Here is a 16,124-nt window from a genome sequence, read left to right on the forward strand (position 1 = left end):
GAAAAGATAGATACACATCTTTATCCAACTTTTATTGTTCGCCATATGATATTTAATTTCCTACGCTCAAGTTATGAAATCAGATTTATTTATATAATTAGGAAGAATCGCCAAATAATACTCCATCTTTTTGCCCTAAATACTTGTAAGCTATTTGACTATTTAATTCTTGAAATTGTCTCATAATATCTTCTTTCTCTTTCGGCAAGAGAAGTACATCATCAATTAAAACATTTGGCAGCATTGATACTAATTTACATATTGTTTTATTATCAGATAAAAAGCTCAGAAAATTTTGATAGTTTGACCAATAACTATCATCTAACTTTATAAACCTAGCTAAAACTCTTTCATTTAAATTATTTATAAGTAAAAGCATCTTGATCGTTTTCCCTGAAGGAGACACATTTATTTTTGCACCATAGTCAACTTTATAATCACTTTTATTGTTGAATTGATTAATGACTCCTAAAAAATCAGCAAAAATATGATTTTTTGTATTTGATTTTGCAAATAGTCGAACAATCATATTGTCATATCCAAATATATCTGCCCAATTCTCTAATATTTGATAATAGTTAAAGATATATTGATATTCATTAAATAACTCTTTAATTCCTACGCTACATGCTCCTAGTTTGACCATGTAACAGTAAGAGGATTCTAAAAAATCATCTTGTTTTCTTAGATATATAACTACCTTAATTTCGTATTCTTTTAACAAATTTTTTATTTTTGCAAGTGTTTCAGGTTGATAAAAGATTTCAAAAGAAGTAAAAGCTTCTGTGGAAATTATCACATTTTTAGGGTTAATAGAGTCTATTTCTGTTTTCAGTTATTCCCAAATTGACATTGAAAGCGTATTATCCTTGTCTTCCAAACCCATTAAACAATGGGCTAAAGTATTATGACAGTAACGGTTAACTATTTCTTTGGCATTATGTTTTATACCAGATATAGGATACAAATAACCGTTTTCTAAAAATTTATACCTATTGTTAAACAATGCTTTTTGTAAACAAGTTGTTCCGGTTTTGGGCATTCCAATGTGTAAGTAAATTGTTGTCATATCTCTCTAATCAATGGCGGTAATTTAAAAGGTATTTTTTATAAAAATTGAGCGATCGCACACTAAAACTGAAAGTATACAAAGGGTTGAGGACTAATTGCTGTCAGCCGAAATATTGTTGAAACCAACACCCCAAATAAAACAGCAAAACTCCAACTAGGAATTTTACGCCACCAATCGGCAAACCAACCCTTATAAGCCGCCCAGTGGAGGATAATTAAAGGTACAAAAATCCATGCAATTTGGAGATTTAGGTTTTCATAACCAAGAGAATTAAAGAATAAAAAGGATTTTTCTATTTCTACAGCACTGCTGAGATCGTTACTCCGAAAGAAGATGGCAGAGGCACAAAACCAATAGAATGTTAGGGGAATACCTAGCATCTTTCTCAGTGGTACTAATTCCTTATAGGGAGCGATCCGAGATGACCATTGCTTGTGAACAACTAAGGCGATTCCATTTAATCCACCCCAAACTACAAAATGCCAAGCAGCCCCATGCCAGAGTCCTGATAAAAGCATCAAAATGAGAAGATTTCTATAGCCAAACAGTTCTGTGCGTTCAGCTTTTGGCCGCTTTCTCATTAAAGGAATATAAACATAGTCTCGCAACCAACTGTAGAGAGTTATGTGCCAACGTTGCCACAAATCAGTGATATTACCGGAAAGGTAGGGAAAATTAAAGTTTAAAGGTAGTTTGTATCCAAGTAAACCGGCTGAAGCGATCGCCATATCAGAATAACCAGAAAAATCGCAGTATATCTGGATGACGAAAGAAATAACAGCAATCCAACAACTCAAGAAAGTATAATTTTCTGGATTCGTAAAATACTGTTCTACTAAAGGCGAAAGATTATCAGAAATGCAGGCTTTCTTAAAATACCCTACGAAAAAAAGCATTAAACATCCTCGAAAATCAACCTCGCTTAAATTTTTTGGGGTTAGCAGTTGAGGTAAAAAGGTGGATGCACGGACAATTGGCCCTGCAACCAGTTGAGGGAAAAAAGTTACAAATAGAGAAAAATCCCAAAAACTTTTAACAGGTTTTAGTTTACCTAAATACGCATCAAGGGAATAACTCAGAGTTTGAAACGTGTAAAAACTAATGCCTGCTGGCAGAATAATTTTAAGGGTTGTAAGGCTTATAGGTAAACCCAAAAAAGCTAATAAGTTTGCAGCAGACTCAGTGAAGAAGTTATAGTACTTAAAAAACCCTAATATTCCTAGATTTGCTACTAAACTAAGTACCAACCATGCTTGGCGCTGTTGCTGATTGATTGGCTTATTCAGCAAAGCATCCCAATTTCCAAAACTTGTAGCTTTTCTCTTATCTACTATATCGCTTATTGAGATTACTGGTTCTGATACAGAGCGATCGTTTTGGAAATCATTAATCTGTGGTCTAGACAGCATTAAACCCACAAAGTAATCAATGACTGTCGATAGCAAGAGCAAAAAAAGGAAGCGCCAATCCCAAGCACTATAGAAAATATAACTACAGACTAGCAGCCAGAATTTTCGATGATTGTGTTTCTCCAAAGCCCAATAGATGCAGAAAACAATCAGAAAGAAAAATAGAAACCGAAATTCTGTAAATATCATAAATTATTTAAGTATTGAGCAAATTTTGATGCTAATAAAAGTGTGAATTCTTGAGCGCCTTGATAATTGAGATGGGCGCTATCAATTCTGCGATCCACTTCATATAAATTACTAAACTTCTTAGGATTATTAAAAGCAAAAAGGGTATCGATATATCCTGATTGATATGCTTTGTAAAGAGCAGATGGGTTGGAATCAGTCTCTAGGAGTGGCGGAATAAAAAAGACAGCTTCAATTTTCTTGTTGTTAATTTGCTGTTGTTCAATTCGGGAAGCAATATTTTTCACCATTTTCGCTCCATATATTATAGATGTATTACTAAATACACTTTCTGAATTTAAAGTGGCTAATTTTATTTGTTCATCTTTGAGATGTTTTTGATAAGTATTCAACCCATTTGTTCGGAATATAGTCTTCCATTTATCAGCTTTTTTTTGCCAATCTATTGCGTAATATCCAGATTCTTGTATGAGCCTATCCTCAGATACTTTTGCTAATGGATCTGCATTTGATAAATCTAAATTTAATATTCTCTCCTGCCACAAAGTAGAAAGCTGACCAATCCCTAGCCATCGGTAAATAAAACTTTGAAAGTTAGCGTATATATATGGAACTTTTACTTTCCAACTATCAATTGATGATTCCAAAATTAATTGGAAATTTTCTAGCGTTTTCTGAGGAGTATGCCAATATATTTCTTGAGCGGAAGTATAACCAATGTTTGTAAATAGGTCAACTGAACAATCTAGAAATATCCACTTTAAGTTTGCTGGTTCTAAAGCCAGAATTTTTTGTAAGTAAAAATCTAGTTCTGATACATTTGCACCTGCGATCCCAAAGTTGAAAGATTTTACACTTTTACCCTCTGTTGTCATGTATTTATCAAACAATTTCGGGATTACCCCAAAGTACGTAGTACTTGGCCCTAGAAAAATAGCGTCATAATCATCTTTGTGTTCAGTCAAATATTGCCATTTAACACTGATTTCACCAAGGTTTTGGATAGTCTTGTAATAGGGTAAAATTAGATTCAAGCATCCCGAAGAAAAAAATATAGTAATAATAAAAATTAAGCTATAGCCAAACATCACTAATGGTCTTAACATGATTTTTTCTTAAATATCTACAATTACATCTGTTTTTGTTAATTGCCAGTTCATCTTCAGGTTGAGCCAGAAATTCCAAAGTGTCACACAAGCGATCGCTACCAATTTAGCTATGTATTCATTCACTTGAAATTGATAAAACAGCAAATTTACAATTAGGCTATTGAAAATAAGTCCAATTAAACAAATGAGATTAAACTTGACAAAGCGTTGCAACTTTTGACTGTTTTTTTGCTCAAAAGACACATCACCAAATGTCCATAAATCATTCCACAGAAAGTTATTAATAATTGCTATTTCTGTGGAAAGCATTGCACTCGGAGTTAACGCCAAACATAACGAGCTATGAAAGCAATAGAATGCTCCTAAGTCTACAAATACTCCACTAAAACCGACTACAGCAAAGCGGATAAACCGACTAAAAAGTGCGGAATTGAGATAAAAGTAGATTTTACCTCTCAGATAACTAATATTGAAATAGTCAAGATATTGCTTCATTGAACTTCTACTTTTTTAATATTTTTTATGTTTTCTGATCTTTGTCGAGTTGCCAAAATCCTTCAAGTGGGTAGACTAATTTAAGTGAGTTAGTTTTATCTTGCTGGAGTTGATGAGCTAAACTATTTTCTAGGTCGTCAACAAAGAAGATAGATTTATAATCTTGAGGCATTATTGGTAATTGGTTGTTTTGGATGGGAAGTAAGGAAATTTTTGGTTCTAAACTATGACTTAATGTGAGGATGACTCCCAAGTTATAATCATTTTTATTACTTATTAATAAAACATTATTATTAGATTGGTTAATAAGTTTACTCATTGCTAGTAAATTCTTGCCACCTATTTGTGGCCACCAAGTTTCAGCCTGAAAAAATCTGACATCAGAAACTAGCCCAGAGATAAGTAATCCCACCAAAATGAGTTGCCAAAAGTTTTTCTGCCAACTCTTAGCTAGAAAAAGATGGAAAGCTAAAATATAGACTACAGCAATTTGAATGCTGAGATATAACGGTATCTGATAGCGAAAATGAATAGAGCGAATTCCCCCAAAAGCTAGGTCGTATAAAAGCAATGTTAACCCTGGAAATCCGCCTAATAAAGCAACAAATAAACTAGTATTAGTTGATAAAGATTTGGTCAAAAAAATAATAATATAAATAATTAAAAACAAACTAAATATTATCGCAGTAATACTATAAAATAAAGGACTTTCATAACTTAAATTATTGACCCAAGCATCATCAGAAGCCAAATTAAAATCAAAAAATATTCGGCTAATCCGACTGAGCCAAATTCCAATCAGGTCAAAAGGACTATCTGTTTTAAATGTTATCCATGACAAAAGATTTGTTGCTGTGTCAGCTTTGGTAATCAGCACCGTTAGCCAGGGTAAAAACATTAAACAAGCTGCTATTGAACTCAGTAAATAATTACGCAGGGTTTTTTGAAAGCGAAACTTTTGCCTAATAACTATATAAATACCATGAGCGATCGCAACCATTACTGTTAATAAATGGGTGTAGAATCCTAAGGCTAGGGTGAGAGCATACACAGCCCAGGTAAAGAAACTTTCTCGGCGAATGGCTCGCAACAAAGCAGCACTTGATACTAGGATCATCACCATCCACAGACCGTATTCTCGTGCATCTTGGGCAAAGAAAACTTGCAAGGGAGAAATCCCCATCACAGCCATTCCCACCCACCCTACTAGTGGCGATTCAAATAACTCTAAACACAACCAATACACACTAGGAAATATTAACAGACTGATGACTGCTGATAAACTCCTGACTCCCGCCGGAAAATCCCCAAAGACTTGCGCCCACAATCTCACCATTACATAATACAAAGGTGGATGTTGCGGGTCTGAAGTTATTAAGTAGCGAACTGTATCAACCACAGATCGATCTGGGTTAATGTGTTGATATTTGTCTAAAGTGATGGCAGGAATTATGCCTTGATTATTGCCCCAATTGCTAAAAACCTCTTGTTTAACCTCAGCTAGCGTATGACCAGATATTGCCAGTGATGTAGCAATTTCATCGTACCAATACACTTTTTGCCCTAAATGAGTAAAGCGAAAGAAAATACCTAACCCAATCAGGCTAATTACCAGAATTTTTAACCAAGTTGGAGGATTTGACTTTGCTAAGATTTGTAATTTGTCCATTTATTGCACTAATACCTAATTAGCAAAGGATGTATTGTCTGAGGAAGAGATTAGCAAATATAAAACAGCCCATATCAAGCCTTTTTGAAGTGTCTATTAATTAAAAATTACGAATTACGAACTACGAATTAGTAACTATCATTTTGGCTGCTTGAAATACTCCTGTGCAAGAATTGGTGGATACTTAGGCACTTCATCTATATCTAAGCAAGTCTTAATGGACTTAATTGGAGCATCGTAATTAGGGCCTGTAAAAAAGGCGCATGAGTATCTTTGTTTAGCACTGTGAGATTGAGTTGGAACTATAACTCGATGTGGTGTAGCGCGAAATTTATCGTTCGTCCATCGCTGCATTAAATCTGCAACCAATACTATAATTGCATCAGGAATGAAGGGTGCTACAACCCATTCTCCAGCATTTGTATATACTTCTAACCCTTCAGAATCTTGAAATAAAAATGTCAGAGTTCCGATGTCAGTATGTTCTGCCAGATAAACTTTTCCTAGTTCTGGAGGCTGATATATAGATGGGTAGTGATGCCAAACGATGCCGTGGTTTTGTTCTGAATATAAATTTGTAAAGTAATCTTCTGGAATTCTCAGAGAAATAGCCAAAGCTTGAAATACTTTCAGGGCGCTTTCGTGACAACCCGTGAAAAATTCCATCATCACTTCACGAAACTGAATCGGATTTTTAGGCCATTTATTCGGTTCAAAAAAAGGATCTTCGATTGCACCAACTTCATCGAGAGTAATTTCCTTTCCAAAATGAAAGCCTTCAGTCATTAGCTCATTGGCGTTATGTTTATCTTCACTCTTTTTAAAATTATGATATCCGCGAAGATTCCGATCTGGAAAGAAAGATACTTGTTCTTTTTCATCCTCCGGTAGTGCAAAAAAGGACTCGGTTTGTGAAAAGACTTGAGCGATTAGAGTCTGAGAAATACCATAATTTTTCAGATAGAAACATCCGACCTCATGAATAGCAAGAGAAATTTGTGTAGCAACAGCTTCTTTTGCGGTTGAGTCACCTATAAGAAAAGGATTGAAATCAATGATAGGAATTTGCATACAAACGATATCCTCTTTAGTTAATCTCAGTCAGTTTCAAGTTGTAAGTGTTCCAAAATGTCCCTAGTAGGGGAGAGTGTTCAATACCTTGGATACGATTTCGTACTGCTACCATTGAGAAAGGGTTAACTAGATAAATAAATGGCAGATACTCCTGAGTAATTTGTTGAGTTTCTACGTACATGGCTTTACGCTTTGCTTCATCCACTTCGGAGGCTGCCTGAATGTATAAATTACCAATTTTTCGTTCCCAATCTGCAACCTGTCGCCCTATTATCGGCATTTGTCCTGCTTGGGATTCTTGATTAAAAAAGTGCCAACCAGCTTCAGGCAACCAAACATTAGCCCAATCATTTGGTTCTTGACCGACAGCAACCTCAAGTAATTGACACTCCCAATCGAAAGTTTGAGTCAATTTATTGATGAAAATGCTAGCAGCTACGGGATTAAAATCAACAGTTATGCCAAGATTACTCAAATTTTGTTTTATGTGTACTCCCATCGCCTGCAATGCATTATTGGTACTATTCGTCATCAGGCTAAAGCGGACAATATTTCCTTGCTCGTCTAATAGCTGACCTTGATTGTTGTATTTAAAGCCTACTTTTAGAAGTAATTGTTTCGCTTTTTGAAGATTGTATTCGTAGACAGTTTGGACAGGAGAATAATACTTGCTCTGTACAGCAATCGGCGAATTTTGCAGTTTACCCAATCCTTTATAGATATTGTTGAGTATTTGTTGGCGATTGATTCCATAGGCAACTGCTTGTCTAAATTCTACTGTATTGAACCAACGAGACTTTATGGGATCGACCAGTGGTTGACCATTCCTACTGCCTTGATTGAGATTAAAAGTAATAGCAGTTGATCCAACAAAAAGACCGCCATTATAGATAGTAAACTTTCCTTTGCTTTCTTCATGTTTTAATAATGAAAAATAATCAGTATTGACGTTGATGTAATCCAATCCTCCAGAACGAAATTGGATCAAAGAAGTATCTTGATTAGGAATAATTTGCCCAATCACACGCTCGATATAAGGTTGCGAATTGCCTTGAATATCTTTACGCCAGTAATAAGGATTTTTGCGGAAAATTATTCGCTGGCTCGGAGTATAAGATTCTATTGTATAAGGGCCGTTGACAATAATATTTTTTGGGGGAGTATCAGTTCCCCAAGTAGACATAAATTTAGGTATGCCATCCTGCTCTTTTGTTTTGATGCTTTCCCGAAAAACATGGGCTGGTAAAATTTCTAGTTTTGTAGCCCGAACAAATGGAGCAAATGGTTCAGGTAATGTAAATTCAACTCGCAGATTATCAAGCTTTCGGACAGTAGGGAAGGTACGATTTTTACCAATCATGAAGAAGTCTTTAGCGTAAGTAGGAATGTCTGGATTACGGTAAATTTCATTGTAGGTAAAAACGACATCTTCAGTCGTTAGTGGTTTCCCATCTGACCATTTTAGCCCTTTTCTGAGGGTGTAAATTACTTGTTTATTATCCTTGGAAGTTTGCCACGATTTAGCTAGATCGGGTTCAATTTCTCCACGAGCATTTTCTTTAACTAGCCCTTCATAAGTATAGTTTAAAATATAAGCCGATTCTACGATTAAAGCCGGATTGAAAGTTGTGGGTTCAGTTGGGAAAGGGACGATAATTTCAGATGTTGGTATTACGTTGGTTTTTAAGGTAATTTGATGATAGATAATTATTGCGATCGCAGTTACAAAAGCCAGCAAAATTACTAGCCAACGATGGCGAATTACAGTATATTTTTTATTAATTTTTAATAACTTATAATTCAACATCGTGAAACCACTCCGCAATTTATTATTGACTAGGTTGAGATAACAACCTATGAGCATCTTCTAATAAAGCTGGTATTTTGTCAGCATGTGGACTATGACGCAAACAATCACTTAGATCGAATTGTCTAACTTTTTCTGCTGTCAGACCAGGGAACCAAGGATCGGCAGTATTTAAGTGGTTGTAACGCCTTGTAGCATATTCAAACATATCAAAAGCGATCGCTAAATTTCGCAACCATAAAATAACTGGAATATTAATCTCACCAGGGGTTTGGGGATATCTGGGTAAACCAATATGCCAAGTGCGATACCAGTCTTTTCCGAGTGTGGCGATCGCTGCTTTTTCTAAACGGTTTAAAATTGGCGGTAAAATTTCATCTGCTTGCTCTAAAAGTTCTATAACCTTCAAGTGTTCGTCAAAATCTGATGGTTTAGATGCACCCAAACTGAGAGTATGTACTTGAGTATGGCTTAAACAAAACAGATCGTTAAACACCATCGGGCTAAGAGGATGGCACAAGTCTAATAACTTTTGTGGAGGCTTATAAAGCATACCACCTTTATCTGATGGGCTAATGATAAATACACCCATATCATGACGTGTGGCGGCTTCAATGGCGGGCCAATTGAATTGATTAATGTAGTACCAGTGGAGATTGACATAATCAAATTGATTGGTTTCAATGGTTTTGATAATTAAGTCTGTTGGAGCGTGGGTAGAAAAGCCAATAAACTTTAACTTACCCTGAGCTTGCAATTGTCGCGCTACATCAAGACATCCATTGAGACGAATGCTATCTTCAAGATGTTGGTAATTATTAATGCCATGCAGTGTTAATAAGTCAATGTAATCTAGCTTTAATAAAGCCAAAGATTTCTCACATAAATGGCGGAAGTCTTCAGAGTTAGATGTAGGAGTAACCTTAGTCTGGACAATAATTTTTTCTCTAGGCAACTTAGGTAAAATAGCTCCTAATTGCATCTCAGAAGTCCCATACATTCGGGCAGTTTCGATGTGATTGATGCCAACTTCTAAAGAACGGCGAATAGTGGCTTCTAGATTCTGTTGATTTTCATCGGGAATTTGTTCTTGAGTAAGCTCTTTATACTCAGTATAGACGTAGCGCATTCCGCCACAAGAAAATACTGGCATTGGCAATTCTGTACGCCCGAATCTACGATATTGCATCATAAATGTATTTTGATTAGAGCGATTCATTAATGACTTTTTGCCGCAATTAAGCCTTGCATTATTTTTAGATGAAACATTAAGTATGATTTTTCAATATGCTGAAGGTGATGTTGAATTAACTCATGTATCTTGGAGTAGTTACACGGTGGCATACTTGGGTATAGATGATGCTCTACATGGTAATTATTATTCCAGTAATAAAACCTAATTATCGGGTTAGAAATCATTGTTCGTGTATCATTCCATAGGTTGTGATTTAAGTCAGACTCACAGCCATAGTGATCTGTAATACTGAAAAGAAACCCGAATGGAGAAGCAAAAGTTGCTAATGGTATCCAGTAACCAAAGAACAAAATCCCAGGAAAAATTACGGTCAATCCTGCCATTAATACAAACCAACCCAATAGTAGCCAATTATTTTGTAAGACAAATTGGCGTTGTTCTGGTGTTTTAAAATAGCTCAAATAAAAGTTAGCTGGTAAGGCTGATTCCTCTTGCGTCTGTGTTTTCAAAGAATCTAAATATAAATCTTTGGTTACTATCCACCAATTTTTACATGCCGCAAGAGGATAAAAATATGTCAAGGCAAAGAGATAAGTATTAAGATTAGGAAAGGTTTGCCATGCTGAGGTATCTCCTACGATTTTACCTTTGATTTTTGCTTCTCGATGATGTCCAATATGAATATATTTGTGAAACGAAAAGTTCATCAACAATACTAATGATAAGAAGGTTCCCATGAATCGGTTAGTATTTTTTGACTTATACAAACTATAGTGAGAGCAATAATGTATTGCTGCAAAAAAACAGACAAATAAGAATCCTTGAACCAACCAGACTAATAACCATACTGCCCAGTTATTCAACCAGAACCCAATAGCTGAGAGGATGAAATATGTACTAATAACAACAAATGTTTGAATAATCGGTCTAAATGTAGGAATCTCATGCAATATACGAAGTTCTTCGTTAGATATTTGAGTAACTTCTTTAATACTAGGTCTGGCATTCTCAATTATTTGATTGTTTTTTGTAAGTTCCATATTTTTCATTTCTACGTTGACAATAACAATTGACAAACCAGATATCAACCTATTAATTGTTTAATTGGTCTTGGATGGCTGCTGCTAGCTGAAATACAGTAGGTTTTTCAAACAGGTAAATCAACGGCAGTTCGACTTGCAAAGCTGACTGTATTTTGCATATAACTTCAAGAGCTTGAGCAGAATGTCCTCCCAGTTCAAAAAAGTTGTCTTGAGTGCTAATCCGATCTATCCCTAAAATTTCTTTCCAAATAGCTAACACAACTTCTTCGATAGGATTTTGAGGTGTAACAAAATCCCTCGATGTTGGGGAGACAATAGTTTGAGTAGGCAAACTTGGAGGTTCCGATATTAAGATAAGTTCAGCTAGACGTTGCTTATAATTGGTCGTTATTTTTTCCAGCAAGGTCTGAAAATTCTCGACCATCTTGGTAATAGTTGCAGGTTCAAATAAATCGGTTCTGTATACGAGCAAACCTTCAATACCTGTTGATGTTTCTTCGAGCGTTAACTCTAAATCAAACTCTGCGGTATCTTTTGTATCTCTAGCAATAAACTGCTCCTTCAAAGTGAGATTTGCAAATTCTAAATTATCCTCTGGAGTATTTTGAAAGACAAACATTACTTGATTTATTAATGTGTAACTGGGATCTCTGACTGGCTGGAGTTCTTCTATTAGCTTAATCAGGGGCATTTCTTGATGAGCGTAAACACCCAAGGCTACCTCGCGTACTCGGCCAAGTAGTTCCCGAAAGCTGGGGTTTCCTCCTAAGTTGGTACAAAATGGCAGTAAATTGACAAAGAAACCAATCAATCCCTCAGTTTCTACTCTGGTGCGATTTGCCAGGGCACTGCTGACAATGATGTTTTCTTGTCTTGTATAAGAGAAAAGTAATGCCTGGAATGCTGCCAACAATGTCATAAACAGGGTTACGCCTTCCTGTTGACTCAGCACCTTGAGTGCATCGGTTAACTTCTGCGAGAGAACTACCGATTGGCCTGCACTTTCAAAGGTTCGCGCTGGTGGACGGGGACGATCGCATGGTAGCTTCAATATTGGCGGACTAATGCCTAAATGCTTTTGCCAAAACTGAAGCTGAGACTCTAAGATTTGTCCTTGTAACCACTGCCTCTGCCATTGAGCAAAGTCGGTATATGCGATCGGTAACTCAGTCAGAGGTGACGGCTTACCCTCACAGAAAGCTTCGTAAACTTTTGCCAGTTCTTGGGTTAGGACACTAAAAGACCAACCATCAGCAACAATATGGTGGGTGACGGCAACGAATAGATACTCTTGTTCATCCAAACGCCAAAGCTTGCTGCGTAATAAAGGGCCTCGTGCCAAATCGAAAGGATGCTTAATTTCCTGTTCAGCCTGTTGTGTGGCTTGAGCTTCGCGTTCAGTTTCGGGGAGGTGCTGAAGATCGATTACTGAAAAGTCAAAGACAGGCTCGTTAATAACAGCATAAACGACTTGTCCATTCTTAACCTGAAAAGTCGATCGCAATGTTTCATGTCGTCGGACAATTTCTCTTAAACTCTCTGATAATGCTTTCTCGTTAAGCGCACCTGTGATGCGATAGACCAAAGGCAGGTTATAGATGGAATTGCCTGGATAGAATTGGTCAAAAAACCACAATTCTAGCTGGGTTAAAGAAATTGGTATTGGCTCGTTTTGCGAGGGCAACCGTTTTAGAGCTAACTCCTGCCGATCTGGGGCTTTAGCTGTGGCGATTTTTTTTGCTAAAGGTGCGATCGCAGGAGACTCAAACAAACTTAACAGTGGTAATTCTATCCCAAATGCTTTGCGCGTTAAAGCAATCACCTGAGTTGCTAGTAAAGAATGTCCCCCCAAATCAAAGAAGTTATCGTAAATACCAACTCGTTCTAACCCTAAAACATCTCTCCAGATACCAGCCAAAATTTCTTCGGTGGGAGTACGCGGCCCAACAAAAGTTTGACTTAATTCAGGTCGGTTTGTTGTCGGTTCTGGTAAGGCGCGACGGTTTACCTTACCGTTGGGTGTGAGCGGAAAAGATTCCATTTCTACAAAAGCCGATGGAATCATATAATCTGGCAGTTGCTCAGTCAAAAAAGCCCGCAGTTGTTCGACTGTGATTGTCTCTCCTGCAATGGGGACAAAGTAAGCGACTAAATATTTTTCCCTGGCACTTTCCCCATGCACTTTAGCTACAGCTTGGTTAATTTGAGGATGTTTGCTCAGAACGGCTTCAACTTCTCCCAGTTCAACGCGAAAACCCCGAATTTTTACTAAATCATCTATCCGTCCCAAAAACTCGATATTGCCATCTGGTAGATATTGGGCTAAGTCCCCAGTTTTGTACAAACAACTTGATTTTAAATTTTGGATTTTGGATTTTGGATTATCAGAACTTTCAGCAGATTGGAAATTTTCACTTGTGTCCCTCAATCTAAAATCTAAAATCGGCAATCCAAAATCGGTAAACGGATTTGGTAGAAATTTTTGATTGGTCAAATCTGCACGGTTGAGGTAGCCACGAGCCAAACCATCACCACTAACGTAGAGTTCCCCAGGAACGCCAATCGGCACGGGTTGAAGATTACTGTCTAACAGATAAACTTGCACATTGACAGCAGCCTTACCAATGGGTGGATAAATCGGCCATTCATCTGGCTTTTGGCTAAAAGTATAAGCTGTCACCAAGTCTGCTTCCGTGGGGCCGTAGAAATTATAGAGCGTACAATTTTCCAGACGCTTAAACAGCTTAATCATCGGTTGAGTAATTTGGAGTTGTTCGCCACAAGCGATCGCTTCCCTAATATTCTGAAATAAATGTGCTTGCTCTCCGTAGATTTCCGCTAATTGCTGCCACAGAGTAACGGGCAGAAAAACTTTACCAATTGGGTTATTAGCAAGTAAATGAATTAATTTATCTAAATCTTTGCGATCGCATTCAGAAATCATATACAGCGTACCTCCCAAGCCCCACGCCACGGATATTTCGTGATAGCTGACATCAAAACTGAGAGAGGCAAACTGAAGCACACCAATACCTGTGGTCATTTTTGCCTGATGGTGTGCTACTAAATTGGTGAGCGATCGCTGGGTAACAAGAGTGCCTTTAGGAGTGCCAGTAGAGCCAGAGGTATATATGATGTAGGCTAAATTATCAACTCCTACCTCAACTTGCAGATTGCTCTCAGATTCTTTGGCGATTTCGTCTTCATCTTCATCTAACACAATTAGACGATGAGCCAAGTTGCCATCAAGTAATGACTTCCAACGTGTTTGAGTTAAGACGACTGGTGCTTGAGAATCCTTGAGCATGAAAGCTAAACGCTCTGGCGGATAGGTAGGATCGAGGGGAACGCAAACTCCCCCAGCCTTAAGAGTTCCTAAAATAGCGATCGCAGCTTCTATTGAACGCTCTACACAAATACCCACTGGGACATCTGGCTTCACACCTAAGCGTTGCAAGTAGTGGGCGATTTTATTGGCTTGCTGGTTTAACTCCTCATAAGTCAATCGTTGATTTTCATATACCACCGCCAAGGCTTGAGGTGTTTTTTCAACTTGCTCCTCAAATAATTGATGGATGCAACGATTGATGGGATGCGCTGCTGAGGTAGCATTCCACTGTACTAAAAGCAAATCTTGCTCTGCTGGAGTCAGTATCGGTAACTCGCCTGGGGTGCGATGAGGATTGACGGTAATTCCTTCCAACAAAGTGAGGAAATGGCCGGCCATGCGATCGATAATATCTGCATCAAAACGTTGGCGATCGTAGTAAATTTTTACAGTCATTTCCTCGCCAGGAATTGCCAGCAGTGTGAGAGGATAATTAGTTTGTCCTCTGTCTTGTAGTTCCCCAATGCTCAAGTTTCCAGGAAGTTGTTGCAACGTTACATTTACAGGATAGTTTTCAAATACAACGAGGCTTTCAAACAAAAGTTGAGTGCGAGGAATTTCACTTACGCCTTGAATATCTACCAGTGGAGTGTATGAATATTGCTCCCGTTCTATGTACTCTTGTTGCAACAACCGCAACCAGGTTAACAAATCGGTTGTATCCGGGATTTTCACTCGTGCGGGTAATGTATTAATGAACAATCCAACCATCGACTCCACACCAGATAAAGTAGGTGGGCGGCCAGATACAGTAGTGCCAAAAACCACGTCAGACTCACCACTGTAGCGACTTAGTAACAGCCCCCAAGCAGCTTGTACCAAGGTGGCAAGTGTCAAATGATGTTGTTGGGCAAAAGATTTTAAGGTAGTTGTCGTCTGGGCTGATAGATGTTGCGATCGCACCTCAATATTTTGCTGTTGGTGAGAACTCTGCCCTAGCGATCGCTCTACTATCAAAGGCGTAGGTGCAGTGAAACCCTCAAGATTTTGTTGCCAAAACGCTTTCGCTCCAACCAAATCTTGCTGCTGCAACCAATTAATATAATCTCGGTAAGGACGACTGGGAGCTAAATATAACTGTTGACCGTTCTGAATTGACTCATATAAAGCAAACAATTCTTTGAAGATAATCGGCCAGCTCCAGCCATCAACTAATAAGTGATGAAAACTCCAAACAAACTCATAATTCTCATCAGCTACCCGAATTAAAGCAAAGCGCATTAATGGAGCTTTGTCAAGTTCAAACCCTTGTTTTCTATCTGAATCTAAGAAAGAATTGAGACGTATTTCTTGCTCCTGTTGAGGAAACATTCGCCAGTCTAAATTAGACCAAGGCAAATTCACCTCTTTTCGCACCACCTGAACTGCTTGTTTGCGATTCTTCCAAACAAAAAGAGTTCTCAAAGCCGAATGTCGCTCTACCAACAGTTGCCAAGCTCGTTCAAATACACCTGAATCTAAATTGCCATGAATAGTTAATTGAAACTGCTCAAAATATATTGTCGATTCCGGCTCATAGAGAGTATGAAATAGTATCCCCTCTTGCGTAGGTGAAAGAGGATAAATAGATTCAATATCTTTATTTTTACTTTGTTTTTGTGCAACTACCATTGTTTTTTAAAGATGATATTAATTAGGTTATTGCGATTTTTATTTAAGTGAGGTACAAAACCA

The 16,124-nt window shown here is 37.5% G+C and carries 11 protein-coding genes; all 11 read right to left on the bottom strand.

The window, feature by feature from the left end; all coding sequences use genetic code 11:
* Positions 1–97: 97 nt before the first annotated feature.
* Positions 98–799, bottom strand: a complete 702-nt coding sequence (locus tag RMX89_RS08585; RefSeq protein ID WP_322688625.1) for a hypothetical protein — start codon at positions 797–799, stop codon at positions 98–100.
* A 36-nt stretch (positions 800–835) separates the two neighbouring features.
* Positions 836–1,069, bottom strand: coding sequence for a hypothetical protein (locus RMX89_RS08590; RefSeq protein ID WP_322688626.1), 234 nt, complete (start codon positions 1,067–1,069; stop codon positions 836–838).
* Positions 1,070–1,131: 62 nt separating this feature from the next.
* Entirely contained in the window at positions 1,132–2,670 is a 1,539-nt protein-coding gene (locus RMX89_RS08595; protein WP_322688627.1) for an MBOAT family O-acyltransferase, read from the bottom strand.
* On the bottom strand, positions 2,667–3,776 hold the full coding sequence (locus RMX89_RS08600) for a hypothetical protein (protein WP_322688628.1): 1,110 nt from the start codon (positions 3,774–3,776) through the stop codon (positions 2,667–2,669). The genes RMX89_RS08595 and RMX89_RS08600 overlap by 4 nt, the downstream gene beginning before the upstream one ends.
* Positions 3,777–3,785: 9 nt before the next feature.
* Positions 3,786–4,274: a GtrA family protein gene (locus tag RMX89_RS08605; protein WP_322688629.1), complete on the bottom strand. Its 489-nt coding sequence runs from the start codon at positions 4,272–4,274 to the stop codon at positions 3,786–3,788.
* 25 nt (positions 4,275–4,299) lie between these two features.
* Positions 4,300–5,943 (bottom strand): glycosyltransferase family 39 protein, encoded by a 1,644-nt coding sequence (locus RMX89_RS08610; protein ID WP_322688630.1) that lies wholly within the window; start codon positions 5,941–5,943, stop codon positions 4,300–4,302.
* A 138-nt stretch (positions 5,944–6,081) separates the two neighbouring features.
* A complete protein-coding gene (locus RMX89_RS08615; protein ID WP_322688631.1) occupies positions 6,082–7,014 on the bottom strand; it encodes an isopenicillin N synthase family dioxygenase in 933 nt (310 codons plus the stop codon).
* 16 nt (positions 7,015–7,030) lie between these two features.
* Positions 7,031–8,824 carry an ABC transporter substrate-binding protein gene (locus RMX89_RS08620; protein ID WP_322688632.1) on the bottom strand — a complete coding sequence of 598 codons (1,794 nt, stop codon included), beginning with the start codon at positions 8,822–8,824 and terminating at the stop codon, positions 7,031–7,033.
* 22 nt (positions 8,825–8,846) lie between these two features.
* Positions 8,847–10,013, bottom strand: coding sequence for an aldo/keto reductase (locus tag RMX89_RS08625; protein ID WP_322688655.1), 1,167 nt, complete (start codon positions 10,011–10,013; stop codon positions 8,847–8,849).
* A gap of 29 nt (positions 10,014–10,042) precedes the next feature.
* Positions 10,043–11,059, bottom strand: coding sequence for a fatty acid desaturase family protein (locus RMX89_RS08630; protein WP_322673931.1), 1,017 nt, complete (start codon positions 11,057–11,059; stop codon positions 10,043–10,045).
* 52 nt (positions 11,060–11,111) lie between these two features.
* Positions 11,112–16,061 (bottom strand): non-ribosomal peptide synthetase, encoded by a 4,950-nt coding sequence (locus RMX89_RS08635; RefSeq protein ID WP_322688633.1) that lies wholly within the window; start codon positions 16,059–16,061, stop codon positions 11,112–11,114.
* Positions 16,062–16,124: the final 63 nt, after the last annotated feature.

The organism is Nostoc sp. DedSLP04 (genome assembly GCF_034530775.1).
In the GTDB taxonomy this organism is placed as follows: Bacteria; Cyanobacteriota; Cyanobacteriia; order Cyanobacteriales; family Nostocaceae; genus Nostoc.